This is a genomic window from Cupriavidus sp. 05N38 (assembly GCF_056397345.1).
Map to the genome: position 1 here is coordinate 193,273 of NZ_JBFTNF010000003.1, position 22,519 is coordinate 215,791.

20 protein-coding genes are annotated in these 22,519 nt (G+C 65.2%); 8 read left to right on the forward strand and 12 right to left on the reverse strand.

What is annotated here, in order from left to right:
- Nucleotides 1-13 precede the first annotated feature (13 nt).
- Nucleotides 14-943, reverse strand: coding sequence for a LysR substrate-binding domain-containing protein (locus tag AC1DK4_RS04010; RefSeq protein ID WP_441650160.1), 930 nt, complete (start codon nt 941-943; stop codon nt 14-16).
- A gap of 112 nt (nt 944-1,055) precedes the next feature.
- Between AC1DK4_RS04010 and AC1DK4_RS04015 the strand changes: the two genes are divergently transcribed.
- Nucleotides 1,056-2,222 carry a mandelate racemase/muconate lactonizing enzyme family protein gene (locus AC1DK4_RS04015; protein ID WP_441613806.1) on the forward strand — a complete coding sequence of 389 codons (1,167 nt, stop codon included), beginning with the start codon at nt 1,056-1,058 and terminating at the stop codon, nt 2,220-2,222.
- Nucleotides 2,223-2,262: 40 nt separating this feature from the next.
- Nucleotides 2,263-3,255: a tripartite tricarboxylate transporter substrate-binding protein gene (locus AC1DK4_RS04020; protein ID WP_441613807.1), complete on the forward strand. Its 993-nt coding sequence runs from the start codon at nt 2,263-2,265 to the stop codon at nt 3,253-3,255.
- Nucleotides 3,256-3,375: 120 nt separating this feature from the next.
- Here the strand turns inward: AC1DK4_RS04020 and AC1DK4_RS04025 are convergent, their stop codons facing one another.
- Together AC1DK4_RS04025 and AC1DK4_RS04030 are read right to left on the reverse strand one after the other, a co-directional pair.
- Nucleotides 3,376-4,113: a hypothetical protein gene (locus tag AC1DK4_RS04025; protein ID WP_441613808.1), complete on the reverse strand. Its 738-nt coding sequence runs from the start codon at nt 4,111-4,113 to the stop codon at nt 3,376-3,378.
- 38 nt (nt 4,114-4,151) lie between these two features.
- The gene (locus AC1DK4_RS04030) at nt 4,152-4,757 is read right to left on the reverse strand and encodes a J domain-containing protein (RefSeq protein WP_441613809.1); all 606 of its coding nucleotides are present in this window, start codon (nt 4,755-4,757) and stop codon (nt 4,152-4,154) included.
- A 386-nt stretch (nt 4,758-5,143) separates the two neighbouring features.
- Between AC1DK4_RS04030 and AC1DK4_RS04035 the strand changes: the two genes are divergently transcribed.
- From AC1DK4_RS04035 to AC1DK4_RS04045, 3 genes are all read left to right on the forward strand, one after another.
- Nucleotides 5,144-6,193 carry a patatin-like phospholipase family protein gene (locus tag AC1DK4_RS04035; protein ID WP_441650159.1) on the forward strand — a complete coding sequence of 350 codons (1,050 nt, stop codon included), beginning with the start codon at nt 5,144-5,146 and terminating at the stop codon, nt 6,191-6,193.
- Nucleotides 6,194-6,800: 607 nt separating this feature from the next.
- The gene (locus AC1DK4_RS04040) at nt 6,801-7,904 is read left to right on the forward strand and encodes a mandelate racemase/muconate lactonizing enzyme family protein (protein ID WP_441650174.1); all 1,104 of its coding nucleotides are present in this window, start codon (nt 6,801-6,803) and stop codon (nt 7,902-7,904) included.
- A 114-nt stretch (nt 7,905-8,018) separates the two neighbouring features.
- Nucleotides 8,019-8,960 (forward strand): AEC family transporter, encoded by a 942-nt coding sequence (locus AC1DK4_RS04045; protein ID WP_441613812.1) that lies wholly within the window; start codon nt 8,019-8,021, stop codon nt 8,958-8,960.
- Between the two features lie 372 nt (nt 8,961-9,332).
- Here the strand turns inward: AC1DK4_RS04045 and AC1DK4_RS04050 are convergent, their stop codons facing one another.
- Nucleotides 9,333-9,773 (reverse strand): hypothetical protein, encoded by a 441-nt coding sequence (locus AC1DK4_RS04050; protein WP_441613813.1) that lies wholly within the window; start codon nt 9,771-9,773, stop codon nt 9,333-9,335.
- 390 nt (nt 9,774-10,163) lie between these two features.
- On the opposite strand from AC1DK4_RS04050, the gene AC1DK4_RS04055 reads away from it, so the two are divergent.
- Nucleotides 10,164-11,141 carry an NAD(P)H-dependent flavin oxidoreductase gene (locus AC1DK4_RS04055; protein ID WP_441613814.1) on the forward strand — a complete coding sequence of 326 codons (978 nt, stop codon included), beginning with the start codon at nt 10,164-10,166 and terminating at the stop codon, nt 11,139-11,141.
- Nucleotides 11,142-11,200: 59 nt separating this feature from the next.
- Nucleotides 11,201-11,602, forward strand: coding sequence for a YbaN family protein (locus AC1DK4_RS04060; protein WP_441650158.1), 402 nt, complete (start codon nt 11,201-11,203; stop codon nt 11,600-11,602).
- 10 nt (nt 11,603-11,612) lie between these two features.
- Here AC1DK4_RS04060 and AC1DK4_RS04065 read toward each other — a convergent pair whose 3' ends face one another.
- Nucleotides 11,613-13,046: an amino acid permease gene (locus AC1DK4_RS04065; protein ID WP_441650157.1), complete on the reverse strand. Its 1,434-nt coding sequence runs from the start codon at nt 13,044-13,046 to the stop codon at nt 11,613-11,615.
- Nucleotides 13,047-13,161: 115 nt separating this feature from the next.
- The gene (locus tag AC1DK4_RS04070; RefSeq protein ID WP_441650156.1) at nt 13,162-14,226 is read right to left on the reverse strand and encodes a porin; all 1,065 of its coding nucleotides are present in this window, start codon (nt 14,224-14,226) and stop codon (nt 13,162-13,164) included.
- A 218-nt stretch (nt 14,227-14,444) separates the two neighbouring features.
- Here AC1DK4_RS04070 and AC1DK4_RS04075 point away from each other — a divergent pair, with 218 nt between their 5' ends.
- A complete protein-coding gene (locus AC1DK4_RS04075; protein ID WP_441613818.1) occupies nt 14,445-14,918 on the forward strand; it encodes an Lrp/AsnC family transcriptional regulator in 474 nt (157 codons plus the stop codon).
- Between the two features lie 815 nt (nt 14,919-15,733).
- On the opposite strand, the gene AC1DK4_RS04080 is transcribed toward AC1DK4_RS04075, so the two are convergent.
- The 6 genes from AC1DK4_RS04080 to AC1DK4_RS04105 all read right to left on the reverse strand — a co-directional run bounded on the left by AC1DK4_RS04080 (nt 15,734) and on the right by AC1DK4_RS04105 (nt 22,508).
- Nucleotides 15,734-16,984 (reverse strand): phenylacetate--CoA ligase family protein, encoded by a 1,251-nt coding sequence (locus tag AC1DK4_RS04080; RefSeq protein ID WP_441650155.1) that lies wholly within the window; start codon nt 16,982-16,984, stop codon nt 15,734-15,736.
- Nucleotides 16,985-17,148: 164 nt separating this feature from the next.
- On the reverse strand, nt 17,149-17,964 hold the full coding sequence (locus tag AC1DK4_RS04085) for an ABC transporter ATP-binding protein (protein ID WP_441617648.1): 816 nt from the start codon (nt 17,962-17,964) through the stop codon (nt 17,149-17,151).
- 132 nt (nt 17,965-18,096) lie between these two features.
- On the reverse strand, nt 18,097-19,431 hold the full coding sequence (locus tag AC1DK4_RS04090) for an ABC transporter substrate-binding protein (protein ID WP_441617646.1): 1,335 nt from the start codon (nt 19,429-19,431) through the stop codon (nt 18,097-18,099).
- Nucleotides 19,432-19,516: 85 nt separating this feature from the next.
- On the reverse strand, nt 19,517-20,593 hold the full coding sequence (locus AC1DK4_RS04095; RefSeq protein ID WP_441617644.1) for a branched-chain amino acid ABC transporter permease: 1,077 nt from the start codon (nt 20,591-20,593) through the stop codon (nt 19,517-19,519).
- A 29-nt stretch (nt 20,594-20,622) separates the two neighbouring features.
- Complete coding sequence (locus AC1DK4_RS04100; protein WP_441617642.1) at nt 20,623-21,537, reverse strand: branched-chain amino acid ABC transporter permease; 915 nt, start codon at nt 21,535-21,537, stop codon at nt 20,623-20,625.
- A gap of 59 nt (nt 21,538-21,596) precedes the next feature.
- On the reverse strand, nt 21,597-22,508 hold the full coding sequence (locus tag AC1DK4_RS04105) for an ABC transporter ATP-binding protein (RefSeq protein WP_441617640.1): 912 nt from the start codon (nt 22,506-22,508) through the stop codon (nt 21,597-21,599).
- Nucleotides 22,509-22,519 lie beyond the last annotated feature (11 nt).

The following is a 22,519-nucleotide window of genomic DNA, read 5'->3' on the forward strand; positions in this document are numbered from 1 at the left end:
CCGCATGGCAGGGCTACCCGCCTTTCTTGCGTGATTCGCTTGCCATCGCGGGCTTTTGAAACTGCGCCACCAGGAAGTCGATGAACGTCCTTGCACGGGCGGTCTGATTTCGACGTTGCGGGTAGTAGACAAAGAGATCGGCCGACGGCAGCGCGAAATCGGGCAATACCACCCTCAACCTTCCGCTTTCCAGATACTTCGCCAGATCCCACTCGGACCGTATCAGGATTCCATGGCCATCGAGCGCCCAGCCGAGCACGATATCGCCGTCATTGCTGGACAGCGCGCCGTCAACCTTCACCACTTCACTCTGCCGCTTGTGCAGAAACCGCCAGACGCCGTGGGCGCCGTCGTTCTGCCTGTGGATGATGCAACGGTGGCTTACCAGTTCGGCGAGCGTCGTCGGCGTCCCGAACTTGTCGAGATAGACCGGTGACGCGCAAAGAAACCGGCGGTTCGACATGATCCGCCTGGCGTTCAAGCGATTGTCGGGCAAGGCCCCGAACCGGATCGCGAGATCGAACCCGCTCTCGACCAGGTCCACGGGCCTGTCAGTGACCTCCAACTGCACTTCGACGTTGGGATAGCGCCTGGCGAAATCGGAGACGAGCGGCGCAATGGTGGTGCGACCGAAGCCCAGCGTGGCGTTGACACGCAGGAGACCGCGAGGCTCGGCTCCGCTGCTCGATACGGCATCTTCCATTTCACGAAGGTCCGCGAGGATCCGCGTCGCATAGGCGAGGTAGGTTTCGCCTTCGTTGGTCAGGCTGATGCTGCGTGTCGTGCGGTTGACCAGGCGCACGCCCAGCCGGCCCTCCATGAGCGCCAGCCGCTTTGTCGCCGCCGGCGGCGTCAGGTCGAGTTCGCGCGCCGCGGCCGACAGGTTGCCGTGACGCGCCACCAGCACGAAGAACTCCAGTTCGGAGGCGAGGTCAGTTTTCACTCAAAGTGAATAATCAAATTAATTTGATTCAATTTTAGTTCACGCTCCAGCCACTAAGCTACCGATTCCCACACCCCACGCACCGTAGCGCCAGCGCGCCAGGAGACACAGCATGAGAATCGTCGAAATCCGCGAAAAGACCCTCCCCATCAGCTCGCCCATCCGCAACGCCTATATCGACTTCAGCAAGATGACGCTGAGCCTCGTCGCCGTGATCACCGACGTGATCCGGGACGGCAAGCCCGTGGTTGGCTACGGCTTCAATTCGAACGGCCGCTATGGCCAGGGCAAGCTGATGCGCGAGCGCTTCATCCCGCGCCTGATGGAAGCCGATCCGGAATCACTCATCGACGCCACCGGCGACAACCTGGACCCCCACAAGATCTGGGACACGATGTTCACGAACGAGAAGCCGGGCGGCCACGGAGAGCGTTCCGTGGCGATCGGCACCATCGACATGGCCGTCTGGGATGCCGTGGCAAAGATCGAAGGAAAGCCACTGTTCCAGTTGCTGGCGGATCGCTACGGCAACGGTACGCCCGATCGCAAGGTCTTCGTGTATGCAGCCGGCGGTTACTACTATCCCGGCCAGGACCACGACAAGCTCAAGGACGAAATGCGCAGCTACATCGATCGTGGCTACACGGTCGTCAAGAAGAAGATCGGCGGCGCATCGCTCGACGAGGATCTGCGTCGCATCGATTCGATCCTGAGCGTCCTGCAGGATGGCCAGAAGCTGGCGGTCGACGCCAATGGCCGCTTCGGCCTCGACACCGCGATCGAGTACGCCAAGGCGCTTTCGCAGTACGACCTGTTCTGGTACGAAGAGCCGGGCGACCCGCTAGACTTCGAACTGCAGGCGACCCTGCGCAACTACTACGCCAACCCGATGGCAACCGGCGAGGATCTCTTCTCGATGCAGGACGCCCGCAACCTGATCCGCTACGGCGGCATGCGCCCGGACCGCGACTACCTCCAGTTCGATTGCGCACTGAGCTACGGCCTGGTCGAGTACCTCCGGACCCTCGACATGCTCAAGCAGCATGGCTGGTCGGCCAGCCGCTGCATCCCGCACGGTGGCCATCAGATGTCGCTGAACATCGCCGCCGGCCTGGGCCTCGGCGGCAACGAGAGCTACCCGGACCTGTTCCAGCCGTTCGGCGGCTTTCCCGATGGCGTCAAGGTCGAACAGGGCTATCTCACCATGCCGGACCTGCCAGGCATCGGCTTCGAAGCCAAGTCCGACCTCTATCGCGTGATGCAGGAACTGTCGGCCTGAGCGGCATAGCCAGGGCAAGAAACATACAACGGAGACAACCATGTCGAACAAGCAAGCGGCTTCCTATGCCGTCACCCTTTGTCTTGCCGGCGGTGCACTTGCCGCCCCGGGTCCCGCGTACGCCGAGTACCCGGCGAAGCCTGTCACACTGGTTGTCCCGTTCGTCGCCGGCGGCCCGAGCGACAAGATCGCTCGCGATGTGGCAGAGGCATTGCGCAAGACCCTGGGGCAGACGGTCCTGGTCGAGAACACAGCCGGCGCGGGGGGAACGATCGGTACAGCGCGCGTTGCGCGCGCCACGCCGGACGGGTACACGCTGCTGGTACATCACATAGGCCTGGCCACGGCGCCGTCGCTTTACAAGAAGCTGGGCTACAAGACGGCCGACCTGGAGTTTCTCGGTCTGATCAACGAGGCGCCCTCGACCCTGATTGGCAGGCCAAACCTGCCGCCGAATGCGCTACCCGATCTCCGCAAGTTCATCGCGGAGAATGGCGCAAAGCTGAACCTCGCCAATGCCGGAGCGGGTTCCGCCTCCCATCTGTGCGGCCTCATGCTGCAAAGCGCGCTCAAGAGCAATATGACCTCTGTGCCTTACAAAGGCACGGCTCCCGCCATGTCCGACATCATGGGCGGCCAGGTCGACCTGATGTGCGAGCAAGCCACGAACAGCACACCCCAGATCGAGGCCAGGAAGGTGAAGGCCTACGGTGTGACCAGCGCACAGCGATCATCTGTGCCCGCGCTGGCAAGCATTCCGACCCTCAGCGAAGGAGGGCTGGCGGGTTTCAACTTCACCGTCTGGCATGGCCTCTACGCACCGCGCGGGACGCCGCCAGCGGTACTGGCAAAGCTCAACACGGCCCTGCGCGCCGCGCTGAAGGACGCGGCGCTCATCAAGCGCGAAGAAGCGCTCGGCGTCACGGTCGTCAGCGACGACCGCCTTTCGCCGGCCGGGCACAAGAAGTTCTTCGACGGCGAGGCCAATCGCTGGTCGAAGATCATCCAGGACGCCGGCATCCAGCCCGAGTGATTCCCCTGTTCGCGCATCCCCGGCACAGGCTGCGCGGGCAGGCCGGTTCCCTTGGGAGAATGTCGCGCCGGCCCGCTCCTTGTCCGCCCTCCGCGACAAAGCGCGGCGTGACCCTGACGATCAGCCGGCCAGGCACCACCGGCCAGAATCCTGGCACACACCGGCCCTTGCACCGTTCAGCCAGACCTGCTCTTCATTCAGTTGCAGCGAGGTCGAGGCAGAGATGTCGAAGTCAACCTCGAGCGCGTGCCCGACACCGGCATCCTCGATGGGAAGCTCCCAGGTCAGGAATAGCTGGACCCAGTCGTGGCCGGGCGGGAAGTCGCCCACGTCGAAGCCGCTGCTGTGGCGTGGAATGACGCCATGGGGCTGGCAAGTATCGAATATCACAACCGTGCCCCGGCTCAGGGGGATGCGCAGTCCCAAAGAGGGGAAATGCAAGTCCAGGCCCTTGTCCTCGCTCAGGAAGAGGTTGCAGAAGGCCGCGCCGCCATATTGCTCGCCGTCATGGTGGTACCTCGCGCCGCGGCAGGCCATGAGGGCGATGTCACTGGCGGCAAGCACCCCGGGTAGTCCGAGCGCGCACGTCCAATCGGACGCCGCCTGCACGCAACGCGTGTAGTCCGGCCAGCGCGCCCGCGCTCGTGCCAGGGGCATGGCTTCGACATCCCCGGGTTCCAGGATCAGGCGTGACGATATCTCCCTTGCCCAATCCGCAAGCAGACGTGCAGGGGGCACGGGGACGTCGACCGTGCCTGACAGCACGATGTCGCTCACGCGCCGGCTGCGGATGGCGTCGCCACTCCAGAAATAGGAAGTGAGGAGGTCCCGTGGCTGATGCTGTTCAGGGCGGCTCATCTGCCAGGACGCTTCGGCATCGACATGCCCCAGCCCGGCTACGAGCGCAGGCCGAACAAGCCGTGCCAGAACGAATCGAAGGTGCCGGGGTGACGCCTGGACCGCGTCGCCTCATCGGCATTTGACGCCGCCGCGCCGGCAGGCGTCGGGGCGGCTTCGCTGTGTGGCGCGTCCGCGGCCGGCGCACCTGCCCGCCGCGACTCCTGCAAGGCCCATACGCTGTCCGCGATGCGTGCCGCCAGCTCCGCCTCGCAGTCACGGCCGAGCAGCACGCCGAAGAGGACTTCGCGGTTGTGTCCGTCGTCGGCAAAGCGCATCGCGATCGCGACCATCTTCTCGTAGTGTTCCTGCGCGACGCGCTGGGCTTCGCGTTGCGCCTCGCACTCCTGTTCTTCCTGCGCCTCGCGTTCAGCCTGCCAGCGCTGCATCTCCTGCTCGAATACCTCGTCGTAGATCCGGCGCTGCTCCGCATCGGAAAGAATGCCGTAGGCATCGCGGATTTCCTGGAACGCCTTGTGCGCCTCCGCCTCGCGGCCAAGATTGCGGTCGGGGTGCCACTTCATCGCGGCGCGGCGGTAGGCACGCTTGATCTCGTCGAGGGTGGCGTCCGATTGCACGCCGAGGGTCGCGTAGAGGGTGGTCATGGGCCTGGGGCGGCTGCTGGGGAGCGTTCATCCTAGCACGGGGTGACCCGCCAGCACGGTCACCGCCGCGTCGTCGTGGCGCCGTTGCCGACAAGGCACTTATGCGCGTATCGCCGCCACCCGGCACGGCGCACGCCTCGGTGCGGGCGGCACGCCATCCATCGACCCGCCGCCTCACCACTCAGGCATCACATCTTTACTACACTTCATGACAGGGGGTGCCGTCCATCGACGCACTGATGAGAGCCTGGTCTGGCGGGCCTCCATCCGCGCTGGTGGCCGCCAGGCGAACGCTTGAATAAGCGCTGGCTACGATACTTTGCGCTACGCCCGCGCAAGCCGATACCTGGCGGGTCTGCTCCCCCACGCCACGAAGGAGCCTTGGGATGGCCGGGAGTATCCGTAAGCCGACCGGTAACGGCGAACAAAAGCCAATCGCGCTCGCTTTGCAGGGCGGCGGGATGCATGGTGCGTTCACGTGGGGAGTCCTCGACCGCTTGCTCGCGGATGGGAGATTCACCATCGAAGGCATCAGTGCGACGAGTGCGGGCGCGATGAATGCCACCGTGCTCGCCCACGGCTTGCTGCAGGGCGGGCACGACCGGGCGCGCGAGGCGCTCCACGAATTCTGGCTCGCGATCGCGCAATCGGCAAAGAAGCACAGCCCGTTCCGCTGGATGCCCTGGCTAAAGGGAACCCATAGCTTTGGACTGAACTACTCGCCCCTTTACGCGATGGCGGACATCGTTCTCCGGATTCTGTCGCCATACCAGTTCAATCCCAGCAACAGCAATCCGCTGCGGGATGTCCTCGAGCAACAGGTCGACTTCGCGGTGCTGCGCAAGCAATGCCCGATACAGCTTTATCTGTGCGCGACCAATGTCGAGACCAGCAGGATACGCATTTTTTCAAGCACGGACATTTGCATCGAGGCCGTGCTGGCTTCGGCCTGTCCGCCCACCCTGTTTCAGGCTGTGCCGATAGACGGCGAGTACTTCTGGGATGGCGGCTATGTCGGCAACCCGGCAATTTTTCCGCTGATCTATCACTGCAATACAAGCGACGTCGTGATTGTCCACATCAATCCGATCGTGCGCCCTGGCGTGCCGACCACCGCCGTCGACATCCTCAATCGCGTCAATGAAGTGAGCTTCAACTCATCGCTCATGCGGGAGATGCGCGCGATTGCCTTCGTGACTTCGCTGATCCAGCAAGGCAAGGTCAATCGAAGCGAGATGAAGGAAATGCTGATCCACTCGATCAGGTCTGACGAGACCATGAGCGCCCTCGGTGCGTCGAGCAAGTACAACGCCGACTGGGACTTCCTTTGCTCCCTGCGCGACAAGGGGAGGACCGAGGCCGAGGCATGGATCAAGGAAAACTACGATCATGTTGGCCAGCGCTCGAGCATCGACATCAAGAAGGAATTTCTTTGAGGATCGCGATCGCGAGCCATGTCCGCTCGGGCATTGGCCCTTCGCGCGCCGATGATCCGGCCACCGCCTCCGTGCGAGCGCCGAGGCCGCCCCCCATTTCTCCCTCCCCGACGCCCCGGCGGATAGGTGCGTCCACACGACCGACCGGCTCCGTGTCGTGCCGCGCCGGCATCCCGCCGTTCTGACAGCAGCACATATCCTGCGCGCCTGCATGCCCTGGCTGCGCCGCGGTGGTGCGCGAGGTGCCAGCGGCGACGCCTGGCGGCACGCCGGGGAGCACCGCCCTGCCCGTGCAGGCAATGGCGATTTCAGGGGCAACCGCCAGGCAGCGCTTTGTCCACTTCGAACCAGCGCGCGGGAAATTGGGAGTCGCGCCGGCTGATGAAGCTGTGCACCTGATTTGTTCCTGCCGCGCAAGACTGATTCGCCTTGGCGGGTATGCGAGTTCGACGGCGATGCGCCTAGATTGGTGCCCAAGGGTAACGAGCAATCCCCGGGCGGCGCCAGGCGGCATCCAGGACGACAGCGGCTCGTTTCACTGGCTGGACTCGCAGAGTCCGCCATCACACGGCGAGCATGCCGGACTGCACACCAGGAAGGAAACATCATGAAGATTGCAAACATCGAGACGATACCCCTGCGCATTCCCTTCACGGCGGGGGGCCGATCAGATGACGCCGTGTGGGGCAAAAGCGGATTGCAGACCGCTGACTCGCTGGTCGTCAAGGTCACGACCGATACGGGCGTGGTCGGCTGGGGCGAGACGTTCGGCTTCATGGCGGTTCCTCCGGCCAAGGTCGTGATCGACACGATTCTCGCGCCCGAAATCATCGGCCGGGATGCCTCGCAGCTCGAGAAGCTGATGCTCGACCTGCAAAAGAAGTTCCATGTATTCGGGCGCAGTGGCGCCTTCATCCACAGCCTTTCCGCCATCGACATCGCGCTATGGGACATCGCAGGCAAGGTCGCGGGAAAGCCGGTCTACCAATTGCTCGGAGGCAGTAGCGCCACCTCGCTGCGGGCCTATGCCAGCCTGACCCGGTACTCCGACCCGGATCTCGTCAGGGAAAACGTGGCGCGCGCGCTGAACGACGGATTTCGCCATCTCAAGCTGCACGAGATCGATGTCGAGAGCGTCCGCGCGGCGCGCGAGACGGCCGGTGACGACGTCGACATCACGCTCGACGTCAACTGTCCGTGGACGGTCCGCGAAGCGCTCGACATGGCGGAAAAGCTTCGGCCTTTCAACCTGCGATGGCTCGAAGAGCCGGTCTGGCCGCCGGAAAACTATGCCGGGCTCGCGCGCGTCAGGCAGGAAGGCCGCATCCCCGTCGCCGCCGGCGAGAACGCCTCGACGTTGATGGACTTCCAGCATCTGTTCGAAGCCAAGGCTGTCGACTTCATCCAGCCGAGCCCGGCGAAGATGGGCGGCCTGACCGAATTGAAGAAGGTGTACGCCCTGGCCAATGCCAACAATGTCACGGTGATGGTCCACACGTTCTACGATGGTCCCGGCCTGCTCGCCAGTGTGCACGCAAGCGCCGCGCTGGGCGGTCCCGATGCGCTCGTCGAATGGCGCTATTTCGACCTCGAGGCACAGCTCTACGGCGACGCCATCATCCCGAAGAACGGTGCGTTCGCCGTGCCGCAAGGTGCGGGTCTCGGCATCGAGCCCAGCGCGGAAGTGATCCGCGACTACCGGGTGGCCTGATCAGGCCATGCATGAAGGCACGGCGCGCAAGAGGCGCCGTGCATCAAAGGCGATCGCGTGCCGGGCGAAGGAACAGACCTGACGGTACGGATGCCAAATCCAAGGAGTGTCATCATGCTGGACCGTATCGCAGGGCCCCTGCTGCCGGTTGCGTTTGTCATCGTGCTCGGATTTCTCGCGGGCAAACGCGGCAAGCTCAACCATTCGGATAGTCTCGTCATCAGCCGCCTGGTTCTCAACTGGATCTTCCCCGCCCTGCTGCTGGTCGGCATGGCCGGCACGCCGCGTTCGCAGTTGCTGGATTTCCGGTTCGTCGTCGCAACGTTCATCGGCATCATGGGGATGTACGCCGTGGCGTTCGCGCTCGGCTGGTTTCGCTATCGCGAGCTCAAGGCCGCCACGCTGAAGGGCTTCGTGGTCGGCTACCCGGACGCTGCCTTCATGGGCATCCCGATCCTGCAGGCCATGTTCGGCCCCAGCAGCCTGTATTCCGTACTGGTGCTCAACCTGGTCGCAAGCCTCGTGATGATTCCGCTGACCACGATGCTGCTCACGGTCGCCAGTGGCAAAGGCAGCGGCGCCAAGGCCTTCGTTGCGAGCGTATCGGGCGCCGTCCGCCGGCCGCTCATGTGGGCGCCCGCCATCGGCATCCTGCTCTCCCTGTTCGCGGTCAAGCTCCCGCCGGTAGCGGCCGAATCGCTCAATCTGCTCGGCAAGGCAACGCCCGGCGTTTCGCTGTTCTGCCTCGGCCTGATCATGTCCTCCGTGCGGCTGAATCTTTCCAGCGAGGTGTGGGTGAACATGGGACTCAAGCTGCTCGTGCACCCGGCCCTGATGATTGGCGCAACCATTCTGCTTTCGGTCAAGGGTCTCTACGCTCAACAGATGATCCTGCTGTGCGCGCTGCCGTCCGCGACGATTCCGGCCATGTTCGCCAACGAAGCCGGCGCCTATCGGAGCGAAGCGGCAACGTCCATCCTCACCAGCACGGTCATGTCTCTCGTGACGTTCTCGATCGCGATCTATCTGATCGACGGCGGTCTTGCGGCAGCCTGAGCGCGGCTCGCCAGCCACGCCGCTTCCGCGGGTCGGCTGCAAGAGGACACGGGCCAGCGGTTGAAGCCGGCCGATAGCAGCGGCCGGCTCATGGACCTTACAAGAACGGAATGGCCCCTCAGGGATCCCTCGGGGATTTGAACTTGCGGGGCCTCTTCTTTCGAGGCAGACGCTCGAAAAGGCCGGGATGCGGGTAGTGGGGCGATGCTGTCAGACGGCTGCGATCGGCCCGTACCGGCCGATCGCGCGCTTATGCGGATCGCAATCGAATTACCGCTTTGCCGAGCCCATGGACAAGCGCGACATCATGACGTCTGTCGCGGGCCGCCCCAACAGGCCAGGCCGCCCTCCCCCGAGGGCGTGGCTCGCGACTCAACTCCCGACAGCGTCCACAGCCGTGCGCGGCTTGGCCGCGGCCTTCTGATGCGCGTCCACGTCCAGCTCGCGCTCCGCGGCGTCGCCGGTGGCACCCTTGTAGTAGAGATGCACGCCGATGGCCAGTGAGTCGTGGCGGATTTCCTGGAGTGCCTTCCACGCCTTGGACGGATCGCGGAACACCAGGTAGTGCGCTTCCTGCGAAACCAGGTCCGCGACCTGGTGCAGCCCGTGCCCGTGCAGCGCGCTGACGAGCGCGTCGAGGCTGCGGTGGGTGCGGGCGTCGGTGCGCGGGTAGAGCATGTGCAGCACGGCGACGCGCTGCTCCGCGACCAGCGCCGACAGGGCGACAACGATTTCCTGATGGTTGAGCGCGCTGACGATGTGCTCGGGGTCGCCGACATGCCTTGCGAACAGGGCTTCGAGAATGGAACTCATAATGCACTCCTTTGCTGCTACGGCTGACTGCTGGCTGGGGACGGCGCGCCGACCGGGTCGACGCGGCTGCCTGGCTCCGGCGGCTCTCTTGCCGGAGACGCTGAGCGGAAGCCAGGCGGTTCACGCAATGTACGCCGCCTGGAACCAAGGGAAAACCCTAGATTCGTCAATACACTGTTCTGTAAAGGAAACAATGGCGACGGAACCTGTACGCCTGGATGCAATACACGGTGCGTGGCGGCACCCATACTGACTTAACGCCCGCCCCCGCTTCGCCGTAGACTTCCTCTAATACCAGCCACGCCGAAAGCACCCCGAACTCCCTATAATCGAACGCTCGTTCATATCCAGGGCGCCCCATGCGGCGCCCRCCGTGGTTCAGGAGACGCCATGCCCGCCGCCAAACAACTGCCCCCGGTTCTGCAGAACCTGTCGCTGCCCGTCATTTCCTCGCCGATGTTCATCGTCAGCTACCCCGAACTGGTGCTGGCGCAGTGCAAGGCGGGTATCGTCGGTTCCTTCCCCGCGCTGAACGCGCGCCCGGCGGAGATGCTGGGCGACTGGCTGACGCAGATGCAGGAGGATCTGGCCAGCTTCCGCGCGGCCAACCCGGGCGCGGCGGTGGGCCCGATCGCGGTGAACCAGATCGTGCATGCGTCCAACGCGCGGCTGGAGCACGACATCAAGGTGTGCGTGGACCACAAGGTGCCCATCTTCATCACGTCGCTGCGCGCGCCGCCCAAGGAAATGATCGACGCGGTGCACAGCTACGGCGGCATCGTGCTGCACGACGTCATCAGCATCCGCCACGCGGAGAAGGCCATCGAGGCCGGCGTGGATGGCCTGATCCTGGTGGCCGCCGGCGCCGGTGGCCACGCGGGCACGCTGTCGCCGTTCGCGCTGGTGGGCGAGGTGCGCAAGATCTTCGACGGCGTGATCGCGCTGTCGGGCTCCATCGCCACCGGCGAATCGGTGCTGGCCGCGCAGGCCATGGGCGCGGACTTCGCGTACGTGGGCACGCGCTTCATCGCCTCGCAGGAAGCGCACGCGAGCGAGACCTACAAGCAATCGATCACCACCTCGGCCGCGGCAGACATCATCTACACCAACCTGTTCACCGGCGTGCACGGCAACTACATCCGCGAAAGCATCCTGGCGTCCGGGCTGGATCCGGAGAACCTGCCGCTGGCGGACAAGAGCAAGATGGACTTTTCCAGCGGCGCTTCGAAGGCGAAGGCCTGGAAGGATGTGTGGGGCGCTGGCCAGGGCGTGGGCCAGATCCACGACATCCCCACCGCCGGCGAAATCGTGGCGCGCATGAAGGCGGAGTACAACGAGGCGCGCGCGCGCCTGGGGCTGGCGGTCTGAATACGGCGCCGCCCGCAAGCGCCAACGCCGGCTCCGCTGCGCGCAGCCGCCGCGAGCGGGTGCTGCGCGCGCTGTTCGTGGCGCTCGGCGCGCTCAGCCTGCTGCTGGGCATCGTCGGGATCTTCCTGCCGGTGTTGCCCACCACGCCGTTCGTGCTGCTGGCCGCGGCGTGCTTCGCGCGCGGCTCGGAACATTTTCATGCGCGGCTGCTGGCGCATCCGCGCCTGGGGCCGCTGGTGCACGACTGGCAGCAGCACCGCAGCGTGCCGCTGCGCGCCAAGTGGCTGGCCATCGGCACCATGTGGCCGTCGCTGGGCGCCACGGCGTGGTTCTTGCGCGAGCGCCCCTTCGCCTCGGTTGCCCTGCTGGCCTGCGCGGCGGCCGTGACCGCGTGGCTGCTGTGGCTGCCGACGCGGCCGCGCGGCGGCTATGCGCAGTCCGCCACGGACGGCGCAGCCTGAGCGCGCCGGCTCAGGCCACCTCCTCGCCCTGCGCCGCCGCCGCGGCTGCCGCACGCGCCTTGAACCAGCCGAAGTAAGCCACCGTCAGCGCCACCAGGAATGGCACGCCGAACACCAGCGTCATGCGGAACGCCTGCGTGAACGCCGTGGTGAGCATGACGGCCAGCATCAGCCCCGCGCCCAGCAGCGTGAGCACCGGAAAGCCCCACATGCGAAAGCGCAGCGGCGCGTCGCCCCGGGCCCGCCACGCGCGGCGGAAGTAGTAGTGGGTGATAAAGATCATCATCCACGTGAACAGCGCGCCGAACATCGACACGGCCATCATGATGGTGAACGAAGCATCCGGATAAACGATGCTCACCAGCGTGGCGATGCCGATGCCGCCGGTGGACAGCAGCAGCGCCGGCAGCGGCACGCCGCGCGCGCTGAGCTGGCCCAGTTGCCGCGGCGCGTAGCCCGCGCGCGAGAGGCTGAACATCATGCGCGTGGTGATGTAGAGCTGGCTGTTCATGGCCGACAGCGCGGCCACCAGCACCACGAAGTTGATCACGCCGGCCGCGCCCGGGATGCGGATGGCTTCCATCACCTTGACGAAGGGGCTCTGGTCATGGCCGGCGGCCGTCCACGGCAGGATGGCCAGCATCAGCGCGAGCGTGAGCAGGTAGAACAGCACCAGCCGCACCATGGTGGAGCGGAACGCGCGCATGACCGCGCGCTCCGGGTCCTGCGCCTCGCCGGCGGCCACGGCGATCATCTCGATGCTCAGGTAACTGAAGATGGAGACGATGACGGCTATCCACGTGCCCCGGATGCCGTTGGGAAAAAAGCCGCCGTGCGCGGTGTAGTGATGGAAGCCGGCCTGCTGCGCGCCGCCGCCGACCAGCGTCGGCGCGCCGAAGACCACGTAGGCGCCGAGCAGGATGAAGCCGACGATGGCGGCGATCTTGATGACCGAGAACCAGTACTCGACCGCGCCGAAGATATCGACGCTCAGCGCGTTGACCAGCACCAGCGCGCCCGAGAACGACACGATCCAGAACCACCCCGGCACCGCCGGGAACCAGTACTTCATGTAGAGCGCGGTGGCCGTGACCTCCGCCCCGACCGCCAGCACGATGCAGGCCCAGTAGGCATAGCGCACCAGGAAGCCGGCCAGCGGGCCGATGTAGTGCTCGGCATAGGCGCCGAACGAGCCGGAGGTGGGGTGCGCGACCGTCATCTCGGCCAGGCAGCCCATCAGCAGCAGCGCGATGAACGCGCCGATGGCGTAGCTCACCAGCACGCTCGGGCCGGCAAAGCCGATGGCGAAGCCGCTGCCGAGGAACAGGCCGGTGCCGACCGCGCCGCCGATGGCGATCATGGTCATCTGGCTGGCGCTGAGGCTGCGCCGCAGCCCCTTCTCGCGCTCGACGATCTGCTGGAACTGCTGCGGGGGATTGGTCATGGCTTGTCTCCTTCGGGTGGCCGGCCGCGCCGGCGCGAGGCCTGGCTGTTGCCTCGTCCGGCGCGGGCCGCATGGTCCCCGGAACCGGGGGCTGGGGGATGCGGGACGCCGCGGCTCAGAAGATGTGGCGGATGCCGAGCGCCACGCCGGTCTGGTTGCCGCGCCCGGGCAGCTCGGTGGCGGCGCCGCCGCTGACGACGTTGTGGTCCACCGTGCCGTACAACTGCGTGCGCCGCGACAGCGCGTACTCGGCCAGCATCACGCCCGCGTAGCGCCGGCCACCGTTGCCGGCGATGCCGTTGGCGTTGCGGATGCGGTCGTGGTAGAAGACGGCGGTCAGCGCCAGCGCCGGCATCACCTGACAGGTCAGGCCGGCGTAGACGGTGTCGTCCCTGCGCGGGTTGGCCGTGAACGTGCCATAGCCGACGGTGCGGGAGGCATCGTTGAGCGCCGCATCGAGCGAGCCGGTGGCGTCCCTGCCGCCGAGATAGCCGAGGAAATACTTGCCGGCGCCCACCGCGTAGCGCGCGGCCGCGCCCCACATGCGCTGCGTGTTGCTGGCGGCGTCGCGCGTCTCCTGGTAGACGCCGCCCACGCTGACGCCGCCGAAGGTGTAGGCGGCACGCGCGCCCCAGTACGCATTGCGGCCCACGCTGCCGGGCTGCTCGCCGAAGCCGTAGCTCGCGCCCACGTTGAGGCCGCCGAAGCTGCCGTCATAGCTGACGGCGTTGTCGACGCGGCCCACGGTGATGAAGTACGGCCAGTAGTTTGCGATGTAGTTGGCGATGCCGAGCGGGTCGAAGTCGCCGAACAGGTTAAAGCCCTCGGTGGACTGGCGGCCGAGCCGCAGCGTGCCGAGGCTGCCGGACAGGCCGACGTAGGCGTAGCGGCCGAACAGCCGTCCGCTCTGGTTGGCGCGGCCGGTCTGCGGGTCGAAGCCGTTTTCCAGGCGGAAGATGGCCTTGAGGCCGGCGCCCAGCGTTTCCTCGCCGCGCAGGCCGAAGCGGCTGTTGGTCACGGCGCCGTTGGCCTGCCCGATGTCGTGGTCGTCGGCGGCGTTGGCGTGGGTGGTGAAGCGCACGCTCTGGTCGACGATTCCGTAGAGCGTGGCCGAGCCCTGTGCGCAGGCGCTGCCCGTGACGAGCATGCCCGCCAGCAGCGGGGGGCAGAATGTCTTCATCGATGCGTCTCCTCTCTTTTTGTTTTTCCGGCTCCGCGCGCCTCGCGGCGAAAGAGCCTGCCTGATACGTGGCACCGCATGCCAGCCAGTGCTTTTGCGTCCAGGGAGAGGTATATTAACAAACAGATAATCTAATTTTCTTCGAGTTATTACCGAATTAAATCATCTTGCGCTGCATTTATTTCGTACAAGACCGATTTTTCGGTTAAATATTCAGAATGAAACTTGACCTGATYGATGTCCGCATCCTGCGCCACCTGACCCGCGACGGAAAAACCACGAACCAGGAACTGGCCGAGGCCGTGAACCTGTCCGCCTCGGCATGCTTCCGGCGGGTGAAGCTACTGGAAGAGGCCGGCGTGATTGCCGGCTACCGCTGCGTGCTCGACGCCAAGGCGCTGGGCATGGAATTCGAGGCGCTGGTCCAGGTATCGATGCGCACCGACGTGGAGCGCTGGCACGAAAACTTCGTGCAGGCCCTGAACGGCTGGCCGGAGGTGGTGACCGCGCGGATCGTGTCCGGCCCATCCAACTATGTGCTGACCGTGCGGGCGCGGAACCTTGAGCATTATTCCGAATTTGTTGTCAACCGCTTGCATAAGGCGCCGGGGGTGATGGCGATTAATTCTAATATTGTGTTGGCTACGGTTAAGAGGACGGGGTCGGTTTTGGAGATTTTTGAGATGGGATAAGTCTTAGATTTTTACTCAGAATCTTAACTTCAAAGGCGAAGTCTTAAAGACTAAGACTCAAAGTCTCAAAGAGGGCTCGGGCCTTTTTGGTCCTTCAGGCGCATGCAAGTGCGCCTGTCTCTGTGGGCCTAGCGGCGCGGGCTTGGTAGCCCGTTCGGGCACATGTAAGTGTCACTTTTCTTTTCTCGAAAAGAAAAGTAACCAAAAGAAAGCGATTCTTGCAGAAGGCTGGGCGCTCAGACTTCTCGTCTGAGGCTGGTTTCGTGGTGGGCGCGTTGGCTTTGATTGGGCTGCTGACGCTACCGGCAGCCACCGGGCACCGAGCTCAAATAGGGGCCACCGTGCCCACCACGAAACCAGCGCCATTCCTATGCCGCACCCATCCACCCCGGTCGCGGCAGCAGCCTGAACCACCTGGGCTTTCGCCATCATGCAGCGCCACCACGAATCGGACACCACCCGCGATGCCGCAGGCGAGCAAACCGGTAGCGCCAGCAGCCCCATCGAAGCCAACGCGCCCACCACGAAACCACCACCACCCATAAAGTCTGAGCGCCCAGCCTTCTGCAAGAATCGCTTTCTTTTGGTTACTTTTCTTTTCGAGAAAAGAAAAGTGACACTTACATGTGCCCGAACGGGCTACCAAGCCCGCGCCGCTAGGCCCACAGAGACAGGCGCACTTGCATACACCTGAAGGACTCAAAAGGCCCGGGCCGCCAGGCCCACAGAGGCAGGCGCACTTGCATGCGCCTCAATGACCCAAAAGGCCCAGCCACAGACACAGGCGCCCTCTCATCCCCAGCCCCCCCCCCCTTTCACTCATAACTCCTAGCATCCTCAATCACCCTCCCATCCTGCGGCAAYGACCCCGCAGCGACAAAACGCACCTCCCCACGCAAGCGCAACACCTCCCGCACCGATTCCCCGATCGCGCGGGCCAGGTTTTCATCATCCCCCGCGGCATCGCAATGCAAGGTCATCACATCGGCCCCCACGCGCCCCGTGACCACGAGGCGCGCCGCGCGCACCTCGGGATGCCGCCGCATGACTTCCCCCACCTGCCCGGGATGCACGAACATCCCCTTGACCTTGGTGGTCTGGTCGGCCCGGCCAAGCCATCCCTTGAGCCGCAGGTTGGTGCGCCCGCACGGGCTGGCGCGCTCGCCGGAGCCGGCCACGAAGGCGGAGAGATCGCCGGTGCCGAAGCGGATCAGCGGATAGTCGCCATTGCCGAGCACGGTGACCACCACCTCGCCGACCTCGCCTTCGCGCATCGGCTGCGTGCCACCGGGTTCGACGATTTCCACCAGCACGCCTTCGTCCACCACCCAGCCGTCGCCGCCTTCGGTTTCGTAGGCGATCAGCCCCACGTCCGCGCTGCCGTACATCTGCTGCACGCGGATGCCGCGCTCGCCGAACCACGCACGCAGCGACGGCGGCAGCGCTTCGCCCGATACCAGCGCCTTGCGCAGGCCGGTGCACGGCAAGCCCAGTTCGTCGCCCTTCTCCAGCAGGATGCGCAGGAACGACGGCGTGCCGGCGTAGGCCGCCGGCTGCAGGCTGGCCAGCGCCTGCACCTGCGACTCGGTCTGCCCCACGCCTGCCGGGAACACGCAGCAGCCCAGCCGGTGCGCGCCCGACTCCATCATCATGCCGGCCGGCGTGAAGTGATAGGAATACGTGTTGTAGACCAGGTCCCCGGCGCGAAAGCCCGCGGCGAACATCGCGCGCGCAATGCGCCACCAGTCCGCGCCGTGGCCGTCCGGCTCATTGATCGGGCCGGGCGACTGGAAGATATGCCGCAGGCCGCCCAGCGGCGTGGCGTTGAGCCCGCCCAGCGGCGGCATCGCGCGCTGCCGCTGCGTCAGCTCCGACTTGCGCGTCACCGGCAGCGCCGCCAGCGCGGCGCGCGAGTCCAGCGCACGCGGGTCCACCTCGCGCAGCAGTTCCGCGAAGTACGGCGCATGCGCCTTGGCATGGGCTACCTGGCGCGACAAGTCCGCCAGCAGGGCCTGCGCGCGTACGTCCGGCGCGCGCGTTTCCAGCGAATCGAAGTGTTCAGACATGGTTTGGCTTGGGGTCGCGTGTGAATAGGCGGCTAACACTGTGAAAAAAGAAATCTGCCCAGCCCGGGAAATCGCCCCGGGAAAGGCCTAGGGCTCGGGGCGCGGGGCTCCCAACAAGCAGCTCGCGGCGCATCCGAGGCGCACGGCAGATCCATGAGCCCGTCTCAGGCGAGCCAGCGCTTGCGCCTGCGATAGCTTTTGACATCGCGGAAGGAGCTGCGCCCGCCGCCCTCGCCATCGTTCGCGGCCACGCCGAGGTAGAACTCCTTCACGTCCTCGTTGGAGCGCAGCGCTTCGGCCTCGCCATCCATCACCACGCGGCCGTTCTCGAGGATGTAGCCATAGTCGGCGTAGCGCAGTGCCACCATGGTGTTCTGCTCGGCGAGCAGGAAGCTGACCTTCTCGCGCTGGTTGAGGTCGCGCACGATCTCGAAGATCTCTTCGACGATTTGCGGCGCCAGACCCATGGAGGGTTCGTCGAGCAGGATCATGCTCGGCTTGGCCATCATGGCCCGGCCGATCGCGCACATCTGCTGCTCGCCACCGGAGGTGTAGCCCGCCTGCGATTTGCGGCGCGTCTTCAGGCGCGGGAAATAGGCGTAGATGCGCTCCAGCGCGTCGCGCGTCTCGGCGCGCGACAGCCCGCGCGTGTAGGCGCCGGTGAGCAGGTTCTCCTCCAGCGTCAGGTGGGCGAAGCAGTGGCGCCCTTCCATCACCTGGATCACGCCGCGCTTGACCAGTTCGTTGGGGGTGAGGCGGTCCACGCGGTCGCCGCGGTATTCGATCGAGCCCTTGGTGACGTCGCCGCGCTCCGCGTGCAGCAGGTTGGAGATGGCCTTGAGCGTGGTGGTCTTGCCCGCGCCGTTGGCGCCCAGCAGCGCCACGATCCGGCCTTCCGGCACATCGAGCGAAACGCCCTTGAGCACCAGGATGACGTGGTCGTAGATGACTTCGATGTTGTTGACGGACAAGAGGGTCATGGTACGGCTCGGTGGGTGTGTTCCTGACTTGCGTTGCTTGTTTCGCTTGGTTCGCTTGCTTCGCTTGTTTGCGGCTCCCCCCTCCCGCCTGCGGGAAAGGGGGAGCCGACAGGCAACATGCCTGTCAGCCGCTCAAGACTTCATGCAGGCCGGCGCAATCCCCTTCTCCTTCGCATACTGCGCCGCGGTCGCCTTGAACAGCGGGTGGATCAGGTTCTTGTTGCCTTCGATCCAGTCGGACACCACGGTCCACTTGGTGCCGTCCCATTGCTGGATCTTCACCTTGCCGGAGCCTTCGTGGTTGTCGCAGCTGGTCTTGATCTCGGGCAGCAGGCCGGTGGCGCCGAGCTGCTGGAGGCGCGCGTTGGTGAGATTGAGGTTCTCGAAGGCCCAGCGCATGTCCTCGCCGCTCATGACCTTGCCCTTGCCGAACTTGCCCTGCGCCACGCGGATGGCTTCCACGGTCACCACCGCAGCGGAGACGCCGCGGTTGTAAAGCACCGAGCCGACCTTGTTGCGGTCCTGCATATTGCCCTTGCCGGCGCCGTACACGACCTTGTCGATGTCAGCGATCAGCGGCACGTTCTTGCCGGCCACATTCCAGGTAGCGCTCATATAGCCCTTGGCGGCGTCGCCGGCGGGCACCGTGTCTTCCTCGGAGCCGGCCCACCAGGAGCCGATTATCTTGTCACGCGCGAAGCCCACCTTCTGCGCGGCCTTGAGCGCGGTCTGGTTCATCACGCCCCAGCCCCAGAAGATCACGTAGTCCGGGTTCTCCTGGCGGATCTTCAGCCACTGAGCGCCCTGCTCGTTGCCGGGGTGCGCCACCGGGATCTCGACCAGGTTGAACTTGCCGAGCTTGGCTTCGGCTTCCAGCGCCACGATGGGCTCCTTGCCGTAGGCTGAGTCGTGATACAGGTAGACGATCTTCTTGCCGGCCAGCGAGCCGCCGTTCTTGCCCGCCAGGAACTTGACGATGGCCGAGACCTGCATCTGGTAGGTGGTGACCAGCGGGAAGGCATAGGGGAAGACCGAGCCGTCCACCGCATCGGTGCGGCCGTAGCCCATCATCACCAGCGGCACCTTGTCGGCCGAGGTCTTGTCCACCAGCGCGTAGGAAATCCCGGTGGACATGGTGTGGTAGGCCGTGCCCTTGCTGGCCGCGCTCTTGGCCTTCAGGCGCTCGTAGCACTCCACGCCCTTGGCGTTGTTGTACTCGGTCTCGCACTCTTCCCACGAGAGCTTGACGCCATTGATGCCGCCGTCCTTCAGGTTGACGTAGTTCAGGTAATCGATGAAACCGCCGTAAAAGGACTGCCCGTTGGCGCCGTACGGCCCCACGCGGTAGCTGGGCAGCGCCACGAACTGCTCGCCGCTCTGGGCCTGCGCGGCCAGCGGTGCCAGCAGCGCGGCCGACGCACTCACCGCGAGCGCGATGCGCTGCAGATTGCGAATCAGGATGGTCATGACAGTCTCCTTCACCTTGAAAGGTGTGTGTTTGTTATGGAATACCCGTTCTGCTTGGTCCGACCTCGAAAGCTTGCTCCGTTGTTCAATGCGGAAACGGCCACAGGCGCAGCTTCTCCTTGGCGATCTGCCACAGCCGCGCCAGGCCGTGCGGCTCCACTACCAGGAAAAAGATGATTAGCGCGCCGAACACCATCAGCTGGATATGCGACACCGCCGCGTTGGTGAACGGCAGGTGCAGCAGCGCGGCCAGCGGCGGCAGCAGGTTGTCCAGGAAGATCGGCAGCAGCAGGATGAACGCCGCGCCGAGGAAGGAGCCCAGGATGCTGCCCACGCCGCCGATGATGATCATGAACAGCACGCGGAACGACAGGTCCAGCGAGAAGCCGTCCGGCTCCACCGAGCCGAGGTAGCAGAACGCGTAGAGCGCGCCGGCCACGCCGCAGTAGAACGAGCTGACGGCGAAGGCCAGCAGCTTGGTGCGCATCAGCGGGATGCCGATGACTTCCGCCGCCACGTCCATGTCGCGCACCGACATCCATGCACGCCCGGTGCTGGATCGCACAAGGTTCTTGGCCACCACCGCCAGCACCGTCACCAGCGCCAGCACGAACAGGTATTTCTTCACCGGCGTGTCGATGGCGATGCCGAACAGCGCGAGCTTCTGCGCGGTGATCACGCCGGAGGAGCTGTTGTTGGAGAACCAGGGGAACTTGGTCAGCGCCCACACCACGAAGAACTGCGCCGCCAGCGTGGCCACGGCGAGGTAGAAGCCCTTGATGCGCAGCGACGGCAGGCCGAACGCCACGCCCACCACCGCGGCGGACAAGCCGGCCAGGATGAAGGTCAGCAAGACCGGCAGGCCCTCGATGCGCAACTGGAAGTTGTACGCGGCATAGGCGCCCACCGCCATGAAGGCAGCGGTGCCGAGCGAGAGCTGGCCGGCGTAGCCGGTGAGGATGTTCAGGCCGAGTGCCGCCAGCGCGAAGATCAGGAACGGGATCAGGATGGCGGAGAACCAGTATTCCGATGCGGTGAACGGAATCGCCACGAAGGCCACCGCCATCAGCACCGCAACGCCGATGCGATCCTGGCGGATGGGGAATACCTGGCTGTCGGCCACATAGCTGGTCTTGAACTGGCCGGCTTCACGATAGAACATGGGGTTGTCTCCTGTTGGGGCCGTGCCGCTCAGACGCGGTCGATATGTTTCTCGCCGAACAATCCTTCCGGCCTGACGAGGAGAAACAGCAGCGCGAATACGTATGGGAACCACCCTTCGATGCCGCCGAAGTTGCCGCCAAAGGCGGACTGGAACACCGGGGGGATATAGATCTCGGCCAGCTTCTCCGACGCGCCGATGATGAGCCCGCCGACGATGGCGCCCGGCACCGAGGTGAAGCCGCCCAGGATCAGCACCGGCAGCGCCTTGAGCGCGGTCAGTGTCAGCGCGAACTGCACGCCATTGCGCGAGCCCCACAACATGCCCGCCACCAGCGCGACGAAACCCGCCACGCCCCACACGATGGCCCAGATATGCTGCAGCGGAATGCCCAGCGACAACGCCGCCTGGTGATCGTCCGCCACCGCGCGCAGCGCGCGGCCCACCTTGGTGAACTGGAAGAACAGCGCCAGYGCACCCACCAGGATGCCGGCGATGGCGGCTGCCGCCAGGTCGAACTTGGACAGCACGATATTGAAGCGCGTCAGGATGGCCTCGATCGGCTCGTCGACGATGCCGAGGTTGATCGGGCGCACTTCGTTGCCGAACAGCAGCGGCCCCAGCCCCTCGAGGAAGAAGGACAGCCCGATGGTGGCCATGAACAGCGTGATGGGCGGCTGGTTGACCAGCTTGCGCAGCACCAGCCGCTCGGTGCTGATGCCGACCACCAGCATCACGCCGAACGCGCCGATCACCGCGGCCCACATCGGCAGGCCCTTGTCCATCAGCCCCACCACGGCCAGCGCGGCGAAATAGACCATCGCACCTTGGGCGAAGTTGAATACGCCCGACGCCTTGTAGATCAGCACGAAGCCCAGCGCCACCAGCGAATACATCAGTCCCGACAGCAGGCCGCCGATCAGGATCTCGAAGAAGAACGTCATGGTGTTCCTTGTTCCCTGTTTTCTGCTTCTTGTGTCTTGCCGTACCGCGCGGTGCGTGCTCAGTGGCCGGCGCCGAGGTAGGCCCGGATCACGTCCGGATTGGCCTTGACCGCGTCGGGGGTGCCGTCGCCGATCTTCTTGCCGTAGTCGAGCACCACCACGCGGTCGGAGATATCCATCACCACGCCCATGTCATGCTCGATCAGCACGATGGTGGTGCCGAACTGGTGGTTCACGTCCAGGATGAAGCGGCACATGTCCTGCTTCTCTTCCACGTTCATGCCCGCCATGGGTTCGTCGAGCAGCAGCATGGAAGGCTCGGCCGCCAGCGCGCGCGCCAGCTCCACGCGCTTTTGCAGGCCGTAGGGCAGGCGTCCCACCGGCGTCTTGCGGATGGCCTGGATTTCCAGGAAGTCGATCACTTCCTCGACCTTGCGGCGATGCTGCATTTCCTCGTTGCGCGCCGGCCCCCACCACAGCGCGTTGGCCAGCAGGCCGCTGCGGAATTTGGTGTTGCGCCCGGTCATGATGTTGTCGAGCACGGTCATGCCCTTGAACAGCGCGATGTTCTGGAAGGTGCGCGCGATGCCCTGGCGCGCGGCCTCGGTGGGATGCATCTTGCGGCGTTCCTCGCCGCGGAACACGATGCGGCCCTGCTGCGGGTGATAGACCCCGTTGATGACGTTGAGCATGGAACTCTTGCCCGCGCCGTTGGGGCCGATGATGGCGCGGATCTCATGCTCGCGCACATCGAACGAGATATCCGTGAGCGCCTTCACGCCGCCGAACGACAGCGAGATATGCTGCAGGTCCAGGATCACCTCGCCGGCGTGCCGCTCCTGCGCCTGCGCGGCCGCGGCCTGCGCACTGTCCTGCGGCAGTTCCGCCTCGGTCGCCACCGCGGACGCGCCGCTCCATGCGGGCTGGCCATCGCCGCCGCGCGCTACGCCTTGCCATGCCATCTGCGTCATCCTCCCGCCCC

Bases quoted from the DNA above. Each gene is read 5' to 3' on its own strand.
- AC1DK4_RS04015 (WP_441613806.1), top strand. From the start codon at position 1,056: ATGAGAATCGTCGAAATCCGCGAAAAGACCCTCCCCATCAGCTCGCCC.
- AC1DK4_RS04020 (WP_441613807.1), top strand. From the start codon at position 2,263: ATGTCGAACAAGCAAGCGGCTTCCTATGCCGTCACCCTTTGTCTTGCC.
- AC1DK4_RS04025 (WP_441613808.1), bottom strand. From the start codon at position 4,113: ATGAGCCGCCCTGAACAGCATCAGCCACGGGACCTCCTCACTTCCTAT.
- AC1DK4_RS04030 (WP_441613809.1), bottom strand. From the start codon at position 4,757: ATGACCACCCTCTACGCGACCCTCGGCGTGCAATCGGACGCCACCCTC.
- AC1DK4_RS04035 (WP_441650159.1), top strand. From the start codon at position 5,144: ATGGCCGGGAGTATCCGTAAGCCGACCGGTAACGGCGAACAAAAGCCA.
- AC1DK4_RS04040 (WP_441650174.1), top strand. From the start codon at position 6,801: ATGAAGATTGCAAACATCGAGACGATACCCCTGCGCATTCCCTTCACG.
- AC1DK4_RS04045 (WP_441613812.1), top strand. From the start codon at position 8,019: ATGCTGGACCGTATCGCAGGGCCCCTGCTGCCGGTTGCGTTTGTCATC.
- AC1DK4_RS04050 (WP_441613813.1), bottom strand. From the start codon at position 9,773: ATGAGTTCCATTCTCGAAGCCCTGTTCGCAAGGCATGTCGGCGACCCC.
- AC1DK4_RS04055 (WP_441613814.1), top strand. From the start codon at position 10,164: ATGCCCGCCGCCAAACAACTGCCCCCGGTTCTGCAGAACCTGTCGCTG.
- AC1DK4_RS04065 (WP_441650157.1), bottom strand. From the start codon at position 13,046: ATGACCAATCCCCCGCAGCAGTTCCAGCAGATCGTCGAGCGCGAGAAG.
- AC1DK4_RS04070 (WP_441650156.1), bottom strand. From the start codon at position 14,226: ATGAAGACATTCTGCCCCCCGCTGCTGGCGGGCATGCTCGTCACGGGC.
- AC1DK4_RS04085 (WP_441617648.1), bottom strand. From the start codon at position 17,964: ATGACCCTCTTGTCCGTCAACAACATCGAAGTCATCTACGACCACGTC.
- AC1DK4_RS04090 (WP_441617646.1), bottom strand. From the start codon at position 19,431: ATGACCATCCTGATTCGCAATCTGCAGCGCATCGCGCTCGCGGTGAGT.
- AC1DK4_RS04095 (WP_441617644.1), bottom strand. From the start codon at position 20,593: ATGTTCTATCGTGAAGCCGGCCAGTTCAAGACCAGCTATGTGGCCGAC.
- AC1DK4_RS04105 (WP_441617640.1), bottom strand. From the start codon at position 22,508: ATGACGCAGATGGCATGGCAAGGCGTAGCGCGCGGCGGCGATGGCCAG.